This is a genomic window from Mycobacterium sp. NGS67 (assembly GCF_059812185.1).
On the sequence record NZ_JCALCF010000028.1, the window covers coordinates 1 to 20,522 of the forward strand.

Consider the following 20,522-nt stretch of genomic DNA (forward strand, 5'->3'; position numbering starts at 1 on the left):
CCACCAAGCCGAACCACACCGCAGAATTTTCATCCTCCACGGCGGGGCGCAGCCCCCTGGTTAGCTGCTCGCGCAGAAAAACCTACCCCTCGGCGGTGAAGTTGCGCGTGATCGACGGGTCCACCGGGATGCCGGGGCCCGTCGTGGTCGACACGGTCACCTTCTTCAAGTAGCGCCCCTTGGACGACGACGGCTTGTGCCGCAGCACCTCGTCCAGCGCGGCGCCGTAGTTCTCGGCCAGCTTCTTCTCGTCGAACGACGCTTTGCCGATGACGAAGTGCAGGTTGGCCTGCTTGTCGACGCGGAAGTTGATCTTGCCGCCCTTGATGTCGCTGACGGCCTTGGCGACGTCGGGCGTGACGGTCCCGGTCTTGGGGTTGGGCATCAGGCCACGCGGGCCCAGCACCCGGGCGATACGCCCCACCTTGGCCATCTGGTCGGGGGTGGCGATCGCGGCGTCGAAGTCCAGGAAGCCGCCCTGGATCTTCTCGATCAAGTCGTCGCTGCCGACAATGTCAGCCCCCGCGGCGACGGCAGCATCGGCCTTCTCACCGACCGCGAACACCGCGACCCGCGCCGTCTTACCGGTGCCGTGCGGCAGGTTCACCGTGCCGCGGACCATCTGGTCGGCCTTGCGCGGGTCGACGCCGAGCCGGATCGCCACCTCGACGGTTGCGTCCTGTTTGGTCGACGACGTCTCCTTGGCCAGCTTGGCCGCCTGCAGCGGGGTGTAGAGGTTGCTGCGGTCCACCTTCTCGGCGGCCGCGCGGTATGCCTTGCTGTTCTTGCTCATTGACCTGTCCAATCTGTGTTGGGTTCGTGGTTGATCGGGCCGAAGCTGGCCCTCCCACGCGTTCTGCTGTGTCGAGAACTATTCGACGGTGATGCCCATCGACCGGGCGGTGCCGGCGATGATCTTGGCGGCGGCGTCGACGTCGTTGGCGTTGAGGTCGGTCTTCTTGGTCTCGGCGATCTCGCGGACCTGGTCCCAGGTGACCTTGGCGACCTTGGTCTTGTGCGGCTCCGCCGAGCCCTTCTGCACACCGGCCGCCTTGAGCAGCAGCTTGGCCGCGGGCGGCGTCTTCAACGCGAACGTGAAGCTGCGGTCCTCGTAGACCGTGATCTCCACCGGGATCACGTTGCCGCGCTGGTTCTCCGTCGCGGCGTTGTACGCCTTGCAGAACTCCATGATGTTGACGCCGTGCTGGCCGAGCGCGGGACCGACCGGCGGGGCAGGGTTGGCCTGCCCGGCGGTGATCTGCAACTTGATCAGCCCGACGACTTTCTTCTTCTTCGGGGCCATGAGTGTTCTACGTTCCTTCCTGAAATCGATTGCCCGGCGGGCTAGATCTTGGAGACCTGGCTGAAGGTCAGCTCGACCGGTGTTTCGCGGCCGAAGATGGAGACCAGCACCTTGAGCTTCTGCTGTTCGGCGTTGACCTCGTTGATGGTGGCCGGCAGCGTGGCAAACGGCCCGTCCATCACCGTCACCGATTCGCCGACCTCGTAGTCGACCTCGACGACCGGACGCTCCAGACCGCCCGTTTCCGCAGCTGCGGCGGTGCTGGCCGCGCCCTTGGCGGCCTTCTTGGCCGACCCCGGCGGCAGCAGGAACTTCACCACGTCGTCCAGCGACAGCGCCGACGGGCGCGACGTCGCGCCGACGAACCCGGTCACCCCGGGCGTGTTGCGCACCGCGGCCCACGAGTCGTCGGTGAGGTCCATCCGCACCAGGATGTAGCCGGGCAGCACCTTGCGGTTGACCTGCTTGCGCTGGCCGTTCTTGATCTCGGTGACCTCTTCGGTGGGCACCTCCACCTGGAAGATGTAGTCGCCGACGTCGAGGTTCTGCACCCGGGTTTCGAGGTTGGCTTTCACCTTGTTCTCGTAACCCGCGTAGGAGTGGATGACGTACCAGTCGCCGGGCTTGGCGCGCAGCTCCGCTTTGAGCGCGGCGGCCGGGTCGACCTCCTCGGCCGGAGTCGCGGCGTCTTCCGGGGCCTCCTGCACGTCGACCGCCTCACCCGCGGACGTGTCACCGTCGAAGGTAGTCACGGTTTTCAGTCCTCTCTATTACTGGAAAGTCTCAGCCGAACACCAGCAGCACGAGCTTGCTCAAGCCCAGGTCCGCGCCGGATACCAGCGCAACCATGAAGGCCAGGAAGATCAGCACCACCGAGGTGTAGGTGAGCATCTGCTTGCGGTTGGGCCAAATCACCTTGCGCATCTCGGCCACAACCTGCTTGAGGTAGTTGTAGACGAAAACGAACGGGTTGACCGTGCTGGACGAACCGGCCTTCTTCGACTTCTTGGCCTTGTCCTTCTGAACCGACTTACCTTTGGCAGTCTTGCCGGTGTCTTTCTTGCCCGACTCCTTCTTGGCGAGGTCGACCGCGGTTGACTCGTCGTCGCCGTCTTCGTCGACCGTCACCGCGCGCTGACGGGACCGCTTGCCCGTCGGCCGTTGCGGCCGCGCCGCTGCCTTGGTCACCACGGCCGTACGACCACCGCTGTCGTCGGTGTCACCGCCGTCGCTTGCGGCGTCGTCGGCAACGTCGCCTTCGTCGCTCACCGCACGCTCCTTCGTTCGTCTGCTGTCCCGCGGGCCGTGCCTCGCGGATGGCCACTCTTCCCAGTGTCCACCATGGCACGACACCCCTCCGGTCCGGCTCCTCCTCAGGCCATGCCGGCCTGCGTCGTCACCAGACGCGTCGTTCAGCAGGGGCGACAGGACTTGAACCTGCAACCTGCGGTTTTGGAGACCGCTGCTCTGCCAGTTGAGCTACGCCCCTTTGCGGGCTTACATGACTCGCGCGCTCCCCGTTCGGTACTGCGAACCGACGGACAGCGCGCTGGTGATGGGAAAACCCGAGGTCCGAGTGTACATCCACGCAGGTCCCAGATACTAATTACGCGGTCCTGACGACCTGGCCCGATTCCTTGTCCCATTTGAGCTGAATCGAGTTGTCGCCTTCGTGGCCCATCAGGGTCGTGTATGCCTCCAGAACCAGCTCGCCGTCCTGGTTGTGACAGAAGTTCTTCGTGACGACGATGTCGGCGCCGAAACGCTCGTCGACCGATTCAATGCGCAGGCTGCCATACAGCTTGTCGCCGACTTTGATCTGCTTGTGGTAGACGAATTTCTGGTCGACCTGCACGATCTGCATGGTCTCGAAGCCCACGTCGACATTGCGGAAGAAATCGTCTTGGATCAATTTGGCAAGGATCGACACGAAGGTCAGTGGGGCGAGGATGCCGTCGTAGCCGAATTCGGCGGCCGCGGCTTCGTTGTAGTACGCCTCGTGGTCGCTCTTGACCGCGCGGGAGAACTGACGCACCTGTTCGCGTCCCACCTCGAAATAATCTGGATATTTCCAGGTCATTCCGCGGATGTCGGTCTTGAGTGCCATCCGCTATGCCAACTTCGCCGAGGCGATGGCCCGGCCGAAAATCTTCTTGCCCCCGGTGGTGGCCGTCAGGGCGATGGTCACCGACTTGCTCTCCGGGTCGACGGACTTGATCCGGCCGCTGAACACCAGCTCGGCGCCCTTGCCGTCGTTGGGCACCGGGACGATCGCGGTGAAGCGCACGTTGTATTCGGTCACGGCACCGGGATCCCCGACCCACGAGGTGACGTAACCGCCGCCGATTCCCATCGTCAACATGCCGTGCGCGATCACGGTGTCCAGCCCCACCACCTTGGCGATCTCGTCGTCCCAGTGGATGGGGTTCAGGTCACCAGACACCCCGGCGTAGTTGACCAGGTCCTGGCGGGTCAGCGGGTAGGTCCGCTCCGGGAGCTGGTCACCCACCTGCACCGAACTGAACTCACGCAGAGCCATCAGAAAATCCCTCTCCGTCCTCGCCGGCGCGACCCGCCAGAGTTGTGTAAGTCTCCTGAACGATCTCACCGGCTTCGTTGGTGATGATGTTCTTGGTCACGATGATTTGCGTACCGTGCGCCTCGCGTACTGAATCTACGGTGACATCGCAATAAAGCTTGTCGCCCGCCACGATCGGACGCTCGAATTTCAGGATCTGGTCGATCTGCACGATCTTCTCGTCGGAGATCGCGATATTCGCGTGATCGAAGAAGGCCGACTGGGCCTTGTACCCGAAGACGCAGATGAAGGTCAGCGGGGCAGCCAGGCCCGAGTAGCCCAGTTCGGCGGCGGCTTCCTCGGTGAAGAATGCGGCGTCGTCATTCTGAACCGCGACGGCGTACTCGCGGATCTTCTCCCGTTCGACCACGTAATGGTCGGGGTAGCGATAGTGCATCCCGACGATGTCTGCGCTCAACGGCACGGCTTTTGAACCTAACTACTCAGATTGTGGGCACCTGCGCAGTTACCGCGTCTCGCGGTGGCCCTGATGCTTGCCGCAATTCGGGCAGAATTTCTTCAGCTCGAGCCGGTCCGGGTCGTTGCGGCGGTTCTTCTTGGTGATGTAGTTGCGGTGCTTGCACACCTCGCACGCCAGGGTGATCTTCGGCCGGACGTCGGTACTGGAAGCCATGAGTTTTCTCTCTCGAATCTCTTTCGAAGTCCCAATGTTGTCTTGTAGCGATGGCCGGACTCGAACCGGCGACCTAACGATTATGAGTCGTTCGCTCTAACCGACTGAGCTACATCGCCTCTGGTACGTGCCGTCCGCCTTGCTCGGCGTCCGCCGAGCCCCCTAACGGAATCGAACCGTTGACCTTTTCCTTACCATGGAAACGCTCTACCGACTGAGCTAAGGGGGCCGTCACCCGTAGCGACCAGTCGTGCGGGTGCGCTTCAAGGGCTCAAGAGAGGGTACAACCTGGCGCACAACGTCACCAAACCGCCGGTCGGCGACGGGGTCAGACGGAGCCGCTGCTCGGGTGCAGACGCCAGGCACCCATGTCGCTGAACTCGTCGTATTCTTCGTCCTGCGGTTCGTGCTCCATGTTGTCCGCGTCGTCGAGCAAAGCCTTCAGCGCGAGATAGACCGCTTCGCGCGCGTCGGCCAGGTGGTGCTTGTGGATGACCTCTTGCAGCAAAGAGTCGTCAACCACGATTTCGACCCTCTTCAGCATGTACCAACTTTACTCACTACGCAGGTGCCCCGCACCTGGTTGAAGGCCAGGTTGAGCCGCATTTCCGGCGCCCCATACCCTGGTGACGTGCCTGACTCGGAACGCCTCTATTTCCGCCAATTGCTCTCGGGTCGCGACTTCGCCGCCGGCGACCCGATCGCCGCCCAGATGCGCAACTTCGCCTACCTGATCGGTGACCGTCAGACCGGTGACTGCGTCGTGGTCGACCCGGCCTACGCCGCAAACGATCTGGTCGACGCCTTGGAAGCCGACGGCCTGCATCTGTCCGGAGTGTTGGTGACGCACCACCACCCGGACCACATCGGCGGCTCGATGATGGGATTCGAGCTCAAAGGTCTGGCCGAGTTGCTGGAGCGGGTGAACGTGCCGGTGCACGTCAATACCCATGAGGCGCTGTGGGTTTCCCGGATCACCGGCATCCCGATGACTGACCTGACCACCCACGAACACCGGGACAAGATCAGCATCGGCGACATCGAGATCGAGTTGCTGCATACACCGGGTCACACACCGGGCAGCCAGTGTTTCCTGCTCGACGGACGGCTGGTCGCCGGAGACACGCTGTTCCTGGAAGGGTGCGGGCGGACCGATTTCCCCGGCGGCGATTCCGACGAGATGTATCGCAGCCTGCAGCAGCTCGCCACGCTCCCGGGTGACCCGACGGTTTTCCCCGGGCACTGGTATGCGGCGGATCCGAGCGCCGCGCTGTCGGAGGTCAAACGCACCAACTACGTGTACCGCCCCGCCAACCTCGACCAATGGCGGATGCTGATGGGCGGCTGACCACTCCGGCGAACACAGAGAATTATTCTGTGCACGGTCGATAGGTCTGGCAGCAATACACAGGAAGCCCCTCTACGATCATCACAGCTATATTCGGCGAGCGGAGGGCGGATTCCATGGGGTGGGTCCAAGGCAGCTGGCACGGGATCGAGGACGTGGAGTCCAGCACCTGGCTGGCGTGGGCCGCGTGGGCGGCTCTGGCGCTGGGCGTCGCCGCGCTGATCTTCACCCACCGGCAACTGCAACGGAACCGTGCCCTGGCCGCCGAGAAGACCAGGCCCTACGTCGGCATGTTGATGGAGCCGCACGTCGCGGACTGGCACGTCATCGAACTGGTCGTGCGCAATTTCGGGCGCACCGCGGCCTACGACGTTCGGTTCAACTTTCCGCACCCCCCGACTGTCGCCGAGTACGAGAATGCTTCCGACGGCTACGCCGACGTGGTGGAGCTTCAGCTGCCCCGGGAGTTGCCGACGCTGGCTCCCGGCCAGGAGTGGCGGATGGTGTGGGATTCGGCGCTGGACCGCGCCGAGATCGGCCACGGCGTCGAGTCCCGCTTCGAAGGCACGGTGACCTACTACGACCGTCCCGAGTCGCCGCGCGGCTGGAGGTTCTGGCAGCGGGACCGGCGCCCCCTGCAGACCAAGGTGGTGCTGGACTGGGATGCGCTGCCGCCGGTTCAGCGCATCGAGTTGATGACGACGCACGACCTGGCCAAGCGGGAGAAGCAGAAGCTGGAGTTGCTGCGCAGCCTGCTGACCTACTTCCACTACGCCAGCAAGGAGACCCGCCCGGAGGTGTTCCGCGGCGAGATCGACCGCATCAACCGCGCCGTTCAGGAAACCCAGGACCGGTGGCGGACCCGGCAGCTCGACGAGCCCACCGACGTCAGTCTGCGCTGGGGCGACGCCGAGAACGAGCTGGGTAAGCACCGCAGCCAGCGCGTGTAAGAATCGACCCCGTTGCCCGCAGCGAAGGAGTCACCCATGAGCGGTCCGGTCGTCTACACCCACGACCAATCGATCGGGGTGATCCGGATGGACGACGGCAAAGTCAACGCACTGGGTCCCGGCATGCAGCAGGCCCTCAACGACGCCATCGACCAGGCCGACAGCGACAACGTCGGGGCGCTGGTGATCACGGGCAACGAGCGGGTGTTCAGCGGCGGATTCGACCTGAAAATCCTGACGTCCGGTGAAGCGCAGCCCGCAATCGACATGCTGCGCGGCGGATTCGAGCTGGCGTACCGGCTGCTGTCCTACCCCAAGCCGGTCGTGATGGCCTGCACTGGCCCGGCCATTGCGATGGGCGCGTTCCTGCTGTGCTCCGGCGATCACCGAATTGCCGCCCACGCCTACAACATTCAGGCCAACGAGGTCGCCATCGGGATGGTCATCCCGTGGGCCGCTTTGGAGATCCTGCAGTTGCGCCTGACGCGCGCGGCTTACCAACAGGCCACCGGCCTGGCCAAGACATTCTTCGGGGAGACCGCGCTGGCTGGCGGGCTCATCGACGAGATGGCGCTGCCGGACATGGTGGTCGCCCGCGCCGAGGAAGCCGCGCACGAATTCGCCCGCCTCAATCAGCAGGCTCATGCCGCGACCAAGTTGCGTGCCCGCAGGGACGCGCTCAAAGCGATCCGTGCCGGCATCGACGGGATCGAGAAGGAGTTCGGGCTCTGAGCTAGACACCCGGCTGCAGCGTTTCGACCACCCGCCGCCGGGTAAGCGTCCGTCATGGCGGTGGATCGCATTGCCGACCCATGGGGAACGCGGACTCCGTACGGAGCGGGCGAGCAGTGGCCTGAGCGCTTCGACGAATTCCTCGCCCCCGGTGTCGGGTCCGTGGACCGTTGGGTGCAGTCCGCAGCGGTGTTGCATTCCAACGGCGACGGCCTCGACATCGCTGTCAAGGACGATCGCATGGTCGGGGTGCGGGGCCGGGTGGCGGACCGGGTGAACCGCGGCCGGCTGGATCCGAAGGATCTGTTCGGTTGGCAGGCCAACGCCTCGTCAGACCGGCTCACCACTCCCCTCGTGCGCGTTGGCGGCCAGTTGCAGCCCACCGACTGGGACACCGCGATGGAGCGGATCGTCGCGCGTAGCAAGGAACTTCTGAATGAGCTGGGGCCCCGCGCGATCGGCTTCTACACCTCCGGGCAGCTCTTTCTCGAGGAGTACTACACGCAGGCGGTGATCTCGCACGCGGCGATCGGGACTAACCACGTCGACGGCAACACCCGGTTGTGCACCGCCACGGCCGCTGAGGCCCTCAAGGAATCGTTCGGATGCGACGGGCAGCCAGGTTCGTACGCCGACGTCGACCACGCCGACGTCATCGCGCTGTTCGGTCACAACGTCGCCGAAACACAGACCGTGTTGTGGGCACGGATGCTGGATCGACTGGCCGGATCCGACCCGCCGGCGATCGTGTGCGTCGACCCGAGGTGCACTCCCGTCGCCGAGCACGCCACCGTCCATCTGGCGCCGCTGCCCGGCACCAATGTCGCGCTGATGAATGCGCTGTTGCACGAGATCCTCGCCCACGACTGGGTGGACCACGACTACATCGCCGCGCACACGGTCGGTTTTGACGAGCTGCGTCGCCGGGTGGCCGAGTTCCCGCCAAGCCGCGCGGCCGAGATCTGCGGTGTCGAAGCTGATGACATTCGTTGTGCTGCACGGCTTCTCGGTACTGCCGACCGACTGCTTTCCACGGTGTTGCAGGGCTTCTACCAGTCCCACCAGGCCACGGCTGCCAGCGTTCAGGTCAACAACATCCATCTGGTGCGAGGCATGCTCGGGCGGCCGGGCTGCGGGATTCTGCAGATGAACGGGCAACCCACTGCGGAGAACACCCGCGAGTGTGGTGCCGACGGCGACCTCGCCGGGTTTCGCAATTGGGCGAACCCCGATCACATCGCCGAACTCGCCCAGCTCTGGAACGTCGAGCCACAACAGATTCCGCACTACGCGCCGCCCACGCACGCGATGCAGATGTTTCGCTTCGCCGAAGAGGGCACGTTGCGCATGCTCTGGGTCACCGCGACCAACCCAGCGGTGTCTCTGCCGGAACTGGCACGCATCCGCACGATACTTTCCCAGGACCGGCTGTTCCTCGTCGTCCAGGACATCTTCTTGACCGAGACCGCCGAACTGGCCGACGTGGTGTTGCCGGCGGCGGCCTGGGGCGAGAAGACCGGGACCTTCACCAATGCCGACCGGACCGTGCACATATCCGAAAAGGCCGTCGAGCCACCAGGTCTGGCCCGCTCGGATCTGGACATTTTCCTGGATTACGCGCGGCGCATGGACTTTCGCAACAAAGACGACCGGCCACTGGTCTACTGGAATGACGCCGAATCGGCGTTCGAGGCTTGGAAGAAGTGCAGCGCGGGTCGTCCCTGTGACTACACCGGCCTCACATATACCAAACTGCGCGGCGGCAGCGGAATCCAATGGCCTTGCAACGCAGAGCATCCCGACGGGACCGAACGTCTCTACTGCAACGGGGAGTTCTGGGCAGACCCGGGATACTGCGAGGCCTACGGGAAGGACCTGATCACCGGCGCACCGTTGGAACCCACCGAATACCGGGCCATGAACCCGTACGGCAAAGCGATCATCAAGGCTGCGGAATACATTCCGCCGCACGAGAAGCCGTCCGGCGACTATCCGTTCGTGCTGATCACCGGACGCACCGTCTACCACTTCCACACCCGCACCAAGACCGCACGGACACCGGAACTTCAGCGTGCCGCACCGGAGGTCTGGGTAGAGATCTCCGAACCCGATGCCCAGCATCTGAGCATTCAAGAAGGTCAACTCGTCGAAGTAACCACAGCGCGTGGCTGCATCATTTGCGCCGCCCGGATCGGGCGGATCCGTCCGGGCGTGCTGTTCGTGCCCTTCCATTACGGCTACTGGGACGCGGGCGGCCAGGGCCACCACCGAGCCGGCAACGAACTCACCCTGACCGATTGGGACCCGGTGTCCAAGCAACCCATCTTCAAGACCGCCGCAGCACAGGTGCAGGCATGCCGACCGGCAGATCGACAGGCAGGTCGACGATGAAACTCAAGTTGGCAATCCGTGAACTGCACCGCTCGGAACGCAGACTGGCGCGCACGCTCAACGGCATCGCGGCACGGCACCGGTCCGATCAGGACATCTCTCATCTGGCGCAAGACCTCGCCGGCTGGTCCCAGAGCCATCTGCGGGCGCTGGCCGAGCACGGCCGTCACTACGGCGTGCGACTGTCCGCGACGCCGCGCACCTCAGCCCTCGCCGGCCGGTACCAGTCCGCACTGAGTGAGATGTTGCGACACCGCCCCGAACCCGCACTGCTGCTCTTGGCTGAACTGCGCCACGTCCACCGATTGGCCGCAGGAGTGTCCCTCGACTGGGAACTGCTCAGCCAGGCGGCCCAGGCTGCCAAAGACGAGGAACTGCTGGACGTGACCTCGCGGTGCCATCCCGAGACGTTACGGCAGATGCGCTGGGCGAATGCGATGCTCAAGGAGCTCTCACCGCAGATTTTGACGAGCTGATCGCCCGACGGCTACTGGTACTGCCGGAACTGTTCGAGGTACTCGACCCAGTTCCAGGTCGACAGGAACGCCTGGGCCGCGGCATATCCCTTGTCGTACAACGCTTCCGCGTCCCGGCGCGAGATCCCGAAATCCAGGAAGTTGACCGCGGTCGAATCGACCCGGATCGCGCGGGCACTGACCCAGGGCTGGTTCAGATAAGTCTGGTCGTGGCCGACGAACATTGTGGTGATCAGCTGCTCGAGCAGCACCGACGGCGGACCCAGCAGGCGCAGCGCGCCCAGCCCCGGGATCAACTGGTCGTTGCCTTCGGGGAGATCGGGCACCACCGTGATACCGAACGTCGGCCAGCGCGGCGGCCTGCAATCGGGTCGGTCGAACGAGTCGATCGGGAAGTTCGACAGCACGCCGCCGTCGACGAGCGTCGAGGTGAGTCCCTCGGAACTGGTCAACGTGACCGGCCGGAAGTAGAACGGAATCGACATCGACGCGCGCACCGCGTCGGCCACCGACTGCTCGTCGGGATCCAGCCCGTACAGCCGCTGGTAGTCCCAGGGCAGTCGCACCAGTTGTCCGGTCGTGATGTCGGTGACGGTGACCGCCAACCGGTAGCGGCGCTCGGCACTGATCTGGCGGTCGTTCAGGGCGAGGTCACCGAACGTCGTGACGCCGAGGTTCTTCAGCTCCCCGCGGATCCATTCGTGGGCGAAATCGCCTTTGTACAAGCCGTTTTCGCGCAGTAGTCCCCAGGCCTGTCCGACCACGGGCAGGTGCCCGACCGGTCCGGTATCGCGGAATCTCTGATACGGCAGGGTGAGCGCGATCTCCTTGATCTGGTCGGTGGTCAACTGGTCGCCGTTGGACGCTGCGGCCAGGATCGAACCGACCAGCGAACCGGCGGAGACACCCGACACGCGTTTCACCGCGTAGCCCGCGTCCATCACGGCGACCACGGCCCCTACCAATCCGACACCCTTCACACCGCCGCCGGACAGCACCAGGTCGACGGGTTTGCGACGCGGCATCCTGGAACGTCGTTTCGTCATCGTCTCTCCTTGGCGGGCTTCAGTCCTGTGCCGAAGTCCATTGGTAGGGAAGGAATTTGCCGTCGAAGGTGACCACGACGCGATCGCCCGACGGATGCGGCTTCTTTTGCAGGTCCATACTGAAGTTGATCGCGCTCATGATGCCGTCGCCGAATTGTTCGTGGATGACCTCCTTGAGCGCGCCGCCGTAGACCTGCAGGGCTTCGTAGAAGCGGTAGATGGTCGGATCGGTCGGCACTCCCGAATCGGGCAGGCCGCCGCGGATCGGAGGCGCCGCCAGCACCGGTATCGCCGACTCGTCCAAACCCAGGATCTCCACCAAGACCTTGCCCTGTTCGGTTGGGATCGGGTGCTGACCGAGCAGCGCCGACGTCGTCCACAGCAGCGGGCGCTCGATGGCGTCGGCGAGTTCCTGCCAGCTCAGTCCCTTGGCCAGCCGGGCAATCACGATCTTCTCGGTGAGCTCGTTTCGGTTCATGGGTTTCAGCATGCCCGTCAACGGTGCGGCGTTAACCAGCGGCCACGAGGGACGGCTCCGGCGAACGGGCCGGTCGCGACCATCGTGCCCACTTGTCGGCCCCCCGGTCTATGGTGGCCCGCAATGGCGCTTCATCTCCACCGTGCCGAACGGACAGATCTCCTTGCCGACGGTCTCGCCGAACTGTTGGCCGAGCCGCCGTCGGACCCGTTTGCCGAGGATCTGGTGCTGGTGCCGGCCCGCGGCGTGGAGCGCTGGTTGAGCCAGCGACTTTCCCACCGATTGGGGTCGGCGCCGGACCGCGGCGACGGGGTGTGCGCCGGCGTGTCGTTCCGCAATCCCGCGTCGCTGATCGCCGAGATCACCGGCACCGTCGAGGACGACCCGTGGTCGCCGGAGGCGATGACCTGGCCGCTGCTGCAGGTGATCGATTGCTCGATGGACGAGCCGTGGTGCCGCACGCTGGCAAGACATCTCGGGCATTTCGACGTCGACGACGAAGCCGAATTGCGTCGGGGCCGGCGGTATGCGGTCGCGCGCCGGCTGGCCGGGTTGTTCGCGTCCTATGCCCGGCAACGGCCCGGGCTGCTGGTCGACTGGTTGGCCGGGGAGGTAGCCGACCTCGATGATGATCTGGCCTGGCAGCCCGAATTGTGGCGAGCCTTGGTGAGGCTGGTTCCGGCCGACCCGCCACACATCAGGCACGCCAAGACGGTTGCCGGCTTGCGTGCGGGCCGCGCCGATCTGCCTTCCCGGCTTTCGCTGTTCGGTCACACCCGGCTGGCGTGCACCGACATCGAATTACTGGACGCCGTGGCGACCCATCACGAGTTGCATCTGTGGCTGCCGCATCCCAGCGACGACCTCTGGCGGTCCCTGGCCGGCGATCACGGCGCCCTGCCGCGGCGCGAGGACACCAGCCATCGCAAGGTAGGCCACCCCCTGCTGGCGACGCTGGGTCGGGATCTGCGCGAACTGCAACGCGCGTTGCCGGCCCGCCCGGCCACCGATGAGGCGCTCGGCGGGGCCGACCGCCCGAACACCCTGCTGGGCTGGCTGCAATCCGACCTGACGGCCAATGCCGTCCGCGCGCAAGGACGCTCGTTGGCCCACGACGATCGCTCCATCCAGGTGCACAGCTGCCACGGTCCCGCCCGCCAGATCGACGTGCTGCGCGAGGTATTGCTCGGCTTGCTGGCTGACGACCCGACGCTGGAGCCGCGCGACATCCTGGTCATGTGCCCGGACATCGAGACCTACGCGCCGTTGATCGTCGCGGACTTCGGTATGGGTGACGTGATCCACGACTCGCATCCCGGGCATCGGCTGCGGGTGCGCCTGGCCGACCGTTCCCTGTTGCAGACCAATCCGCTGCTGGGTGTCGCTTCGCAGCTGCTTGCGTTGGCCGGGGGTCGTGCCACCGCAAGTGAGGTGCTCAACCTCGCCCAGGCGACACCGGTGCGCGCCCGGTTCGGCTTCAGCGACGACGATCTCGAGGACATCACCAGCTGGGTCCGGCAGGCGAACATCCGATGGGGTTTCGACCGAGAGCACCGGCAGCCGTTTGGCGTCGACTTCGTCCACAACACTTGGCGATTCGGCATCGACCGGGTGCTGGCCGGCGTCGCGATGTCGGAGGCCTCGCACGCCTGGATCGATTCGACGTTGCCGCTCGACGACGTCGGCAGCAACAGCATCGAATTGGTGGGTCGATTCGCCGAATTCGTCGACCGGTTGCAGCGGGTGGTCGTCTCCCTCACCGGTACGCGGCCGTTGCGCGAGTGGTTGGCGGCGCTGTCGGAGGGTATCGCCCTGTTGACCCGCATCGACGACGCCGACATCTGGCAGACCAGCCAGATGCAGCGCGAGTTCGCCGACGTGCTCCACACCGCGGGGATGCGGTCGGAAACCCCGATGCGGCTGACCGACATCCGCGCGTTGCTGCAGCGTCACCTCGCCGGCCGGCCCACCCGCGCCAACTTCCGCACCGGCACCCTGACCGTCTGCACCATGGTCCCGATGCGTTCGGTTCCGCACCGGGTGATCTGCCTGGTCGGACTCGACGACGGCGTGTTCCCGCGACTCGGTGTCGTCGACGGTGACGACGTCCTGGCCCGCCGCCCGCTGACCGGTGAGCGTGACATCCGTTCCGAAGACCGCCAACTGCTGCTCGACGCCATCGGCGCGGCCACCACACATCTGGTCATCACCTACACCGGCGCCAACGAATACTCGGGTCAGCGTCGACCACCCGCGGTACCGTTGGCCGAGCTGCTCGACACCCTGGACGTCACGACGCAGGAAAAGGTCCGCTCCCGCATCGTCGTCGAACATCCGTTGCAGCCCTTCGACATTCGCAATGTACAGCCCGGCCGACTCGTGCCCGCAGTGCCGTTCAGTTTCGACCTGATCGTCCTGCGGGCGGCCCGTTCGCTCACCGGATCACGGGCCCCGCAGCCGCAGTTCATCGGCGAACCGCTGCCGCCGCCTCCGCCGGATGACGTCGTCCTCGCCGACTTGATCACTTTCTTCAAGGACCCGGTCAAGGGGTTTTTCCGGGCCCTCGAATACACACTGCCGTGGGACGTCGACGGCGTGGCCGACGCCATGCCGGTCGATATCGACGCGCTCGAGGAATGGACGGTCGGCGACCGGATGCTCAACGACATCCTGGCCGGCATGGCTCCGGACGAGGCCAGACAGGCGGAGTGGCGCCGGGGCACCCTGCCGCCCGGTCAGCTCGGCTGGCGCAAGGTGAACGAGATCCGGGATCAGGCCGGATTGCTGGCCGCGGCCGCCCGCAAGTTCCGCGGCGACGAAGCCAAACCCTACGACGTCGACATCGACCTCGGATCCAGACGGCTTACCGGCACCGTGCCTGAGGTGTTCGGCGACCGACTGGTGTCGGTGACATACTCCAAGCTGGACGGCAAGCATCTACTCGGATCGTGGATCCCGTTGTTGGCCTTGTTCGCCCACTACCCCGGCCGGGATTGGTCGGCGGTGTGCATCGGTCGGCCGAAGCGCGGCACGAGTCCACGGCAGCTGGGACTGGGTCCCCCGCAGGAGTCGGCGATCGAGGTGCTGCGGGAGCTGGTGGCGATCTACGACGCGGGGCGACGCGAGCCGATCCCGTTGCCTGTCAAGACTTCCTACGCCTGGGCGGAGGCTCGGCACAGCGGGGACTACCCCGTGACACCGGCCGAATACCGATGGAAATCCGGCCGGTATCCCGGGGAGGACAAGGCGCCCGCTCACGAGCGCGCCTGGGGCCGGTACGCGCCGCTGTCGAAACTCATGCAACCGCTGCGACCGGGCGAGGAGTACGACGGCGAGGACAACCGTCTAGGCGCCTACGCCGCACGTCTGTGGCTGCCCATGCTGCGCGCCGCCAGGAGTCCCGGCTGATGCAACCGTTCGATCTGCTGGGTCCGCTTCCGAAGGACCGGTCCACCACGGTGCTGGAAGCCAGCGCCGGCACCGGCAAAACGTTCGCGCTGGCCGGGCTGGTGACCCGCTATATCGCCGAAGGCCGAGCCACCCTCGACCAGATGCTGCTCGTCACGTTCGGACGGGCGGCCAGCCTCGAACTCCGCGAGCGTGTGCGTTGCCAAATCCTGGCTGCGCTGGTCGCTTTCGATGACGAAACCACCGTAGGCGACAACCAGCTGGTCGCCCATCTGCTCGAGGGCAGCCAAACACAGCGCGACGAACGCAAGCAGCGGTTGCGCGACGCGTTGGCCGGCTTCGACGCCGCGACGATCGCCACCATCCATCAGTTCTGCCAGTTGGTCCTCAAATCCCTTGGCGTAGCCGGTGATACCGATGCGGGTGTCACGCTGGTGGAGGACCTCGACGAGTTGATCACCGAGATCGTCGACGATCTGTATCTCGCCCATTTCGGTCATCAGCGCGACAATCCCGCACTGAGCTACCCGGATGCGCTCAGAATGGCCCGCAAGGTGGTCAACAACCCGTGCGCGCAGCTGCGGCCCCTGGCACCCCAACCCGGCTCCCCTGCGGCATTGCGTGTCGACTTCGCGAGAAGAGTCCTGTCCGAGTTGGAGATCCGCAAGCGTAGGCGCGGCATCCTCGGGTACGACGATCTGCTCAGCCGGCTGGCCGAGGCGCTGGACACCGGCGACTCCCCGGCCAGAGCGCGCATGCACCAGCGCTGGCCGATCGTCATGGTCGACGAGTTCCAAGACACCGACCCGGTGCAATGGCAGGTTCTCGAACGCGCGTTCAGCGGACGGTCCACGCTGATCCTGATCGGCGACCCGAAGCAGGCCATCTATGCGTTTCGTGGCGGCGATATCGTCACCTATCTGCACGCGGCGAAAACCGCCGGCGAAAAGCGAACACTGGTCACGAACTGGCGCAGCGACAGCGCGCTGGTCGAGCGGTTACAAGCGGTGCTGAACGGGGCCGAGTTGGGTGACCCGCAGATCGTGGTCCACGATGTGCAGGCGTATCACCGGGGTCATCGGCTGGTCGGCGCCCCGCGCAATGATCCGTTCCGGCTTCGCGTGGTCCGCCGAGCTACGTTCGGCCGTAAGGGGATTCAGAACATTCAGATCGACGACCTGCGCGAGCACATCGGTCGCGACCTCGCCGCCGACATCGGCGGGCTGTTGGCCAGCCGGGCAACCTACGACGGCAACCCGGTCGCGGCGCGCGATGTCGCGGTGATCGTCGAGACTCATAGAGACGCCCGCATCTGCCACCGCGCTCTGACCGGCGCAGGCATCCCGGCGGTGTATACCGGCGACTCCGATCTGTTCGATTCGGCGGCCGCCGACGACTGGTTGTGCTTATTGGAGGCGTTCGACCAGCCGCACCGCCCCGGCGTGGTGCGTGCCGCCGCAGCGACGATGTTCTTCGGCCACTGCGCCGAAGACCTCGCCGCCGGCGGTGACCAGCTGACCGACCGGGTGGCAGATACGTTGCGCGAGTGGGCGGATCATGCCCGGGAACGCGGGGTGGCCGCCATCTACGAGGCCGCGCAACGCAGCGGCATGAGCGACCGGGTGTTGTCGTGGCAGGGCGGCGAGCGGCACATGACCGACCTGGCCCACGTCACGCAACTGTTGCAGGAGACCGCCCACCGCGAGCGCTATTCGTTGCCGGCATTGCGGGATTGGCTGCGCGACCAGCGCGAGGATCGGGGTAGCGGCGGCGAACGCAACCGCAGGATCGACAGCGACGCAGCCGCCGTCCAGGTCATGACGGTGTGGGTGAGCAAGGGCCTGCAATACCCGATCGTGTATCTGCCTTTCGCGTTCAATCGCAACATCCAGCAACGCGAGCCGGTGCTGTTCCACGACGGGGAAGTGCGCTGTCTGCACGTCGGCGGCAAGGACAGTCCGGACTTCGCCGAAGTCGAACAACTCGGTGTCCAGGAGTCCGCCAACGACGACAGCCGGCTCACCTATGTCGCGATGACCCGAGCCCAGTCACAGGTGGTGGCCTGGTGGTCACCTGCGCACGACGAGCCCAATGGCGGTCTGTCGCGACTGTTGCGGGGCAGGCGACCCGGGGAGTCGGTGGTTCCGGACCGCTGCATTCCGACCAAGATCGACGACGACCAGGCGTGGGCCCGGCTGCAGGAGTGGGAGACCGCCGGCGGTCCGGTGCTGGAGGAGTCCGTGATCGGTTCCGCCCCAAGCGTTTCCGCGCCGCTACTGCCGCACGACCTGGATATCCGGCACTTCCATCGCCCGATCGACACCGCCTGGCGGCGCACCTCCTACTCGGGCCTGATCCGGGTGACCGAGCAGGCGGCACCCCTCGGCGTGACCAGCGAGCCCGAGGTCGCCGAATTGGACGACGAAGTCAGCGACATCCCGTTGACCGAGGTCGCTGCGGTGCCGGATGTGCCCTCGCCGATGGGCGCGCTGCCGACCGGTGCGAAGTTCGGCACGCTGGTGCACGCGGTGCTGGAGACCGCCGACCCGTTCGCGGCGAATCTGGCCGGTGAACTCGAGGCGCAGATCCGTGCCCATGCGGTGTGGTGGCCGGTGGACGTGTCGGCCGCCGAGTTGGCCGCCGCCATGGTCCCGATGCACGACACTCCCCTGGGACCGCTGGCCGACGGGCTGACGTTGCGTCAGATCGGTCTGCGAGACCGGTTGCGCGAGTTGGACTTCGAGTTCCCGCTGGCGGGCGGCGACGTTCGGGTGGCGGGCGGCGACGTTCGGGTCGCGGGCGGCGACGTTCGGGTCGACGCCGCCGACATCCGACTCGCCGACGTGGGGCGGCTGCTACGGTCACACCTGCCCGCCGACGACCCGCTGGCGTCGTATGCCGAGCGTCTGGCCGGCGAACCGCTGGGCGGACAGTCGCTGCGCGGCTACCTAAGCGGTTCGATCGACGCGGTGCTGCGGATTTCCACCGACTGCGGCCCCCGCTACCTGGTCGTGGATTACAAAACCAACTGGCTCGGTGACCCGGACCGGCCGTTGAGCGCCGCCGACTACACGCGCCGGCCTCTGGCCGAGGCGATGCTGCACTCGGACTACCCGCTGCAGGCATTGCTGTACAGCGTTGTGCTGCACCGGTTTCTGCGCTGGCGGCAGCCCGATTACGATCCGGAGCGGCATCTCGGTGGTGTGCTGTACCTGTTCCTGCGGGGGATGTGCGGGCCCGCCACTCCGATGGTGGACGGCCATCCGGCGGGGGTCTTCAGCTGGGCACCGCCGACCGCACTGATCAGCGAGTTATCCGATCTGCTCGACGCGCGCACGGCGGCGGCATGACGGCGCCGTCGACCGAGATCATCGACCCCGCCGACCGGCGGCGGGTGGTCAGCGCCACCGGCATCTTGCTCATTTTCAACGAGGCCGGGGTGATCGAGTCCGCGGATGTGCATGTCGCGCAACGACTCACCACGATGGCCGGTGAGTCGAACCCGACGGTTGCGCTGGCTGTCGCGCTGGCGGTGCGCGCGCTGCGGGGCGGCTCGGTGTGCGTCGACTTGGGATCGGTCGAAGCGCAGGTCGGCGTGGCCGGTTTGCCGTGGCCGACGGGTGACGAGTTGCTCGCGGCGGTCTCGGCCAGCCCGCTGGCCGGATCCCCACCGGTATTGAGAGTTTACGACGGCCGGCTGCTGTACCTGGACAGATACTGGCTCGAGGAGCAACAGGTCGCCGAGGACTTTTCTGCTCTGCTGTCGGCGCACGCGGCGCCGGATCCGCCGGGAATCAACCGTCTGTTTCCGGACGGCTACGAGGAACAGCGCGCGGCGGCGGCCGTCGCGCTACGACAAGGCCTGACCGTATTGACCGGCGGTCCAGGGACCGGCAAGACGACCACCGTGGCGCGGCTGCTGGCACTGTTCGCCGAACAGGCGCAACTGGACGGCAAACCGCCGCTGCGCATCGCCTTGTCTGCACCCACGGGCAAGGCCGCGGCGCGGTTGAACGAGGCCGTGCAGTTGGAAATCGACAAGCTGGAACCGGTTGACCGGCAACGGGTCTCGGGATTGCGGGCAACGACCTTGCACCGGCTGCTGGGCAGGCGGCCCGATACCTCGTCGCGGTTCTACCACCATCGTGGTAACCGGTTGCCGCACGATGTCATCGTGGTCGACGAGACGTCGATGGTGTCGCTGACCATGATGGCCCGGCTGCTGGAATCGGTACGTCCTCAGGCGCGGCTGTTGCTGGTAGGGGATCCCGACCAGTTGGCCTCGGTGGAGGCCGGCGCGGTGCTGGCCGACCTGGTCGACGGGCTGGGACCCCGGGACGCCGCACTCGCGGCGCTGCGGACTTCGCACCGGTTCGGAGAATCCATCGGCGAGCTGGCGGCCGCGATCCGATCCGGCGACACCGGCACGGCCATCGACGTGCTGCGGGCGGGCGGGGATCACGTCGAGTGGATCGACAGCGATGATTCTGCCGACCGGCTGCGTGCTGTGCTGGTGCCGCATGCGTTGCGGCTGCGACAGGCGGCCGTGCTCGGCGATGCGGCGACCGCGCTGGCCACGCTGGACGAGCACCGGCTGCTGTGTGCGCACCGGCGCGGTCCATTCGGCGTCCAGCACTGGAACCGGCAGATCGAGCGCTGGATAACCGAAGCGACGGGCGAACCGATCTGGTCCTCGTGGTATGCCGGCCGACCGGTGCTCGTCACGACCAACGACTACGGGCTGGGCGTCTACAACGGCGACACCGGGGTGACGGTGCTGGACAGCGAAGGGCAGCTACGCGCGGTCGTCGCCGGTGCCGACGAGTTGCTCGAGTTCGCCACCAGTCGGCTCTCCGACGTCGAAACCATGCACACCATGACGATCCACAAGAGCCAGGGCAGCCAGGCCGATGAGGTGACTGTGCTGATGCCGCAAGAGGATTCGCGGTTGTTGACCCGTGAGCTGTTCTACACCGCGGTCACTCGCGCCAAGAAGAAGGTCCGGGTGGTGGGGTCGGAGGCGACCGTGCGCGCCGCAATCGAGCGGCGCGCGATGCGAGCCAGCGGCCTCGCCCATCGCCTCCAGGCCACCCGGACCCTCCACTGACGGCGACAAGCACCGCGACATCCATGGTGCAGGTGAGCCAGCGCGGTGTGGAGAGTCACCAACCTTCCGTT

General features: G+C 65.9%; 19 protein-coding genes and 3 tRNA genes. 8 read left to right on the top strand and 14 right to left on the bottom strand.

All coding sequences use genetic code 11. From position 1 onward, the window contains the following. Positions 1 to 82: 82 nt before the first annotated feature. From rplA to AC5Y4D_RS21715, 12 genes are all read right to left on the bottom strand, one after another. Positions 83 to 793 (bottom strand): 50S ribosomal protein L1, encoded by a 711-nt coding sequence (gene rplA / locus AC5Y4D_RS21660; RefSeq protein ID WP_499991158.1) that lies wholly within the window; start codon positions 791 to 793, stop codon positions 83 to 85. Between the two features lie 78 nt (positions 794 to 871). After that, complete coding sequence (gene rplK, locus AC5Y4D_RS21665) at positions 872 to 1,303, bottom strand: 50S ribosomal protein L11 (protein ID WP_463825760.1); 432 nt, start codon at positions 1,301 to 1,303, stop codon at positions 872 to 874. A 41-nt stretch (positions 1,304 to 1,344) separates the two neighbouring features. Next, on the bottom strand, positions 1,345 to 2,055 hold the full coding sequence (gene nusG, locus AC5Y4D_RS21670; RefSeq protein ID WP_499944371.1) for a transcription termination/antitermination protein NusG: 711 nt from the start codon (positions 2,053 to 2,055) through the stop codon (positions 1,345 to 1,347). Between the two features lie 31 nt (positions 2,056 to 2,086). Next, a complete protein-coding gene (secE, locus tag AC5Y4D_RS21675; RefSeq protein ID WP_499944370.1) occupies positions 2,087 to 2,572 on the bottom strand; it encodes a preprotein translocase subunit SecE in 486 nt (161 codons plus the stop codon). Positions 2,573 to 2,719: 147 nt separating this feature from the next. Continuing rightward, positions 2,720 to 2,792: transfer RNA gene (locus AC5Y4D_RS21680), tRNA-Trp, on the bottom strand. Between the two features lie 117 nt (positions 2,793 to 2,909). Then, a complete protein-coding gene (gene hadC, locus AC5Y4D_RS21685; protein ID WP_500038175.1) occupies positions 2,910 to 3,410 on the bottom strand; it encodes a (3R)-hydroxyacyl-ACP dehydratase subunit HadC in 501 nt (166 codons plus the stop codon). A gap of 3 nt (positions 3,411 to 3,413) precedes the next feature. Next, positions 3,414 to 3,842 (bottom strand): (3R)-hydroxyacyl-ACP dehydratase subunit HadB, encoded by a 429-nt coding sequence (gene hadB, locus AC5Y4D_RS21690; RefSeq protein WP_499944368.1) that lies wholly within the window; start codon positions 3,840 to 3,842, stop codon positions 3,414 to 3,416. Beyond that, positions 3,829 to 4,305, bottom strand: a complete 477-nt coding sequence (gene hadA / locus AC5Y4D_RS21695; protein WP_499991162.1) for a (3R)-hydroxyacyl-ACP dehydratase subunit HadA — start codon at positions 4,303 to 4,305, stop codon at positions 3,829 to 3,831. Before hadA ends, hadB begins: the two co-directional genes overlap by 14 nt. A gap of 42 nt (positions 4,306 to 4,347) precedes the next feature. Further along, positions 4,348 to 4,515 (bottom strand): 50S ribosomal protein L33, encoded by a 168-nt coding sequence (rpmG, locus tag AC5Y4D_RS21700; protein ID WP_036352522.1) that lies wholly within the window; start codon positions 4,513 to 4,515, stop codon positions 4,348 to 4,350. A 45-nt stretch (positions 4,516 to 4,560) separates the two neighbouring features. Next, positions 4,561 to 4,634: transfer RNA gene (locus AC5Y4D_RS21705), tRNA-Met, on the bottom strand. Positions 4,635 to 4,671: 37 nt separating this feature from the next. Further along, positions 4,672 to 4,744: transfer RNA gene (locus tag AC5Y4D_RS21710), tRNA-Thr, on the bottom strand. Positions 4,745 to 4,843: 99 nt separating this feature from the next. Next, positions 4,844 to 5,059 carry a type II toxin-antitoxin system VapB family antitoxin gene (locus AC5Y4D_RS21715; protein ID WP_499944366.1) on the bottom strand — a complete coding sequence of 72 codons (216 nt, stop codon included), beginning with the start codon at positions 5,057 to 5,059 and terminating at the stop codon, positions 4,844 to 4,846. Between the two features lie 87 nt (positions 5,060 to 5,146). Between AC5Y4D_RS21715 and AC5Y4D_RS21720 the strand changes: the two genes are divergently transcribed. From AC5Y4D_RS21720 to AC5Y4D_RS21740, 5 genes are all read left to right on the top strand, one after another. Then, a complete protein-coding gene (locus tag AC5Y4D_RS21720; RefSeq protein WP_499944365.1) occupies positions 5,147 to 5,863 on the top strand; it encodes an MBL fold metallo-hydrolase in 717 nt (238 codons plus the stop codon). 116 nt (positions 5,864 to 5,979) lie between these two features. After that, positions 5,980 to 6,813 carry a DUF8453 domain-containing protein gene (locus AC5Y4D_RS21725; protein ID WP_499991164.1) on the top strand — a complete coding sequence of 278 codons (834 nt, stop codon included), beginning with the start codon at positions 5,980 to 5,982 and terminating at the stop codon, positions 6,811 to 6,813. A gap of 36 nt (positions 6,814 to 6,849) precedes the next feature. Further along, positions 6,850 to 7,545, top strand: a complete 696-nt coding sequence (locus AC5Y4D_RS21730) for a crotonase/enoyl-CoA hydratase family protein (protein ID WP_499991165.1) — start codon at positions 6,850 to 6,852, stop codon at positions 7,543 to 7,545. Between the two features lie 54 nt (positions 7,546 to 7,599). Beyond that, positions 7,600 to 9,936: a molybdopterin oxidoreductase family protein gene (locus AC5Y4D_RS21735; RefSeq protein WP_499991167.1), complete on the top strand. Its 2,337-nt coding sequence runs from the start codon at positions 7,600 to 7,602 to the stop codon at positions 9,934 to 9,936. Continuing rightward, positions 9,933 to 10,412, top strand: coding sequence for a hypothetical protein (locus tag AC5Y4D_RS21740; RefSeq protein WP_499991169.1), 480 nt, complete (start codon positions 9,933 to 9,935; stop codon positions 10,410 to 10,412). Before AC5Y4D_RS21735 ends, AC5Y4D_RS21740 begins: the two co-directional genes overlap by 4 nt. A gap of 11 nt (positions 10,413 to 10,423) precedes the next feature. Here the strand turns inward: AC5Y4D_RS21740 and AC5Y4D_RS21745 are convergent, their stop codons facing one another. Beyond that, positions 10,424 to 11,458: a patatin-like phospholipase family protein gene (locus tag AC5Y4D_RS21745; RefSeq protein ID WP_499991170.1), complete on the bottom strand. Its 1,035-nt coding sequence runs from the start codon at positions 11,456 to 11,458 to the stop codon at positions 10,424 to 10,426. 19 nt (positions 11,459 to 11,477) lie between these two features. Further along, complete coding sequence (gene cynS / locus AC5Y4D_RS21750; protein WP_499944359.1) at positions 11,478 to 11,936, bottom strand: cyanase; 459 nt, start codon at positions 11,934 to 11,936, stop codon at positions 11,478 to 11,480. A gap of 123 nt (positions 11,937 to 12,059) precedes the next feature. On the opposite strand from cynS, the gene recC reads away from it, so the two are divergent. From recC to recD, 3 genes are read left to right on the top strand one after another with little or no spacing between them, the layout of a single operon-like run. Continuing rightward, positions 12,060 to 15,344, top strand: coding sequence for an exodeoxyribonuclease V subunit gamma (gene recC / locus AC5Y4D_RS21755; protein WP_500038176.1), 3,285 nt, complete (start codon positions 12,060 to 12,062; stop codon positions 15,342 to 15,344). Beyond that, positions 15,344 to 18,694 carry an exodeoxyribonuclease V subunit beta gene (gene recB / locus AC5Y4D_RS21760; RefSeq protein WP_500038191.1) on the top strand — a complete coding sequence of 1,117 codons (3,351 nt, stop codon included), beginning with the start codon at positions 15,344 to 15,346 and terminating at the stop codon, positions 18,692 to 18,694. The genes recC and recB overlap by 1 nt, the downstream gene beginning before the upstream one ends. Continuing rightward, entirely contained in the window at positions 18,691 to 20,451 is a 1,761-nt protein-coding gene (recD, locus tag AC5Y4D_RS21765; protein WP_500038177.1) for an exodeoxyribonuclease V subunit alpha, read from the top strand. Before recB ends, recD begins: the two co-directional genes overlap by 4 nt. Positions 20,452 to 20,522 lie beyond the last annotated feature (71 nt).

Coding starts and splice junctions, on each gene's coding strand:
- recD (WP_500038177.1), top strand. CDS start 18,691: ATGACGGCGCCGTCGACCGAGATCATCGACCCCGCCGACCGGCGGCGG.
- hadC (WP_500038175.1), bottom strand. CDS start 3,410: ATGGCACTCAAGACCGACATCCGCGGAATGACCTGGAAATATCCAGAT.
- AC5Y4D_RS21735 (WP_499991167.1), top strand. CDS start 7,600: ATGGCGGTGGATCGCATTGCCGACCCATGGGGAACGCGGACTCCGTAC.
- hadB (WP_499944368.1), bottom strand. CDS start 3,842: ATGGCTCTGCGTGAGTTCAGTTCGGTGCAGGTGGGTGACCAGCTCCCG.
- recC (WP_500038176.1), top strand. CDS start 12,060: ATGGCGCTTCATCTCCACCGTGCCGAACGGACAGATCTCCTTGCCGAC.
- rplK (WP_463825760.1), bottom strand. CDS start 1,303: ATGGCCCCGAAGAAGAAGAAAGTCGTCGGGCTGATCAAGTTGCAGATC.
- rpmG (WP_036352522.1), bottom strand. CDS start 4,515: ATGGCTTCCAGTACCGACGTCCGGCCGAAGATCACCCTGGCGTGCGAG.
- AC5Y4D_RS21745 (WP_499991170.1), bottom strand. CDS start 11,458: ATGACGAAACGACGTTCCAGGATGCCGCGTCGCAAACCCGTCGACCTG.
- cynS (WP_499944359.1), bottom strand. CDS start 11,936: ATGAACCGAAACGAGCTCACCGAGAAGATCGTGATTGCCCGGCTGGCC.
- AC5Y4D_RS21740 (WP_499991169.1), top strand. CDS start 9,933: ATGAAACTCAAGTTGGCAATCCGTGAACTGCACCGCTCGGAACGCAGA.
- recB (WP_500038191.1), top strand. CDS start 15,344: ATGCAACCGTTCGATCTGCTGGGTCCGCTTCCGAAGGACCGGTCCACC.
- rplA (WP_499991158.1), bottom strand. CDS start 793: ATGAGCAAGAACAGCAAGGCATACCGCGCGGCCGCCGAGAAGGTGGAC.
- AC5Y4D_RS21725 (WP_499991164.1), top strand. CDS start 5,980: ATGGGGTGGGTCCAAGGCAGCTGGCACGGGATCGAGGACGTGGAGTCC.
- AC5Y4D_RS21730 (WP_499991165.1), top strand. CDS start 6,850: ATGAGCGGTCCGGTCGTCTACACCCACGACCAATCGATCGGGGTGATC.
- AC5Y4D_RS21715 (WP_499944366.1), bottom strand. CDS start 5,059: ATGCTGAAGAGGGTCGAAATCGTGGTTGACGACTCTTTGCTGCAAGAG.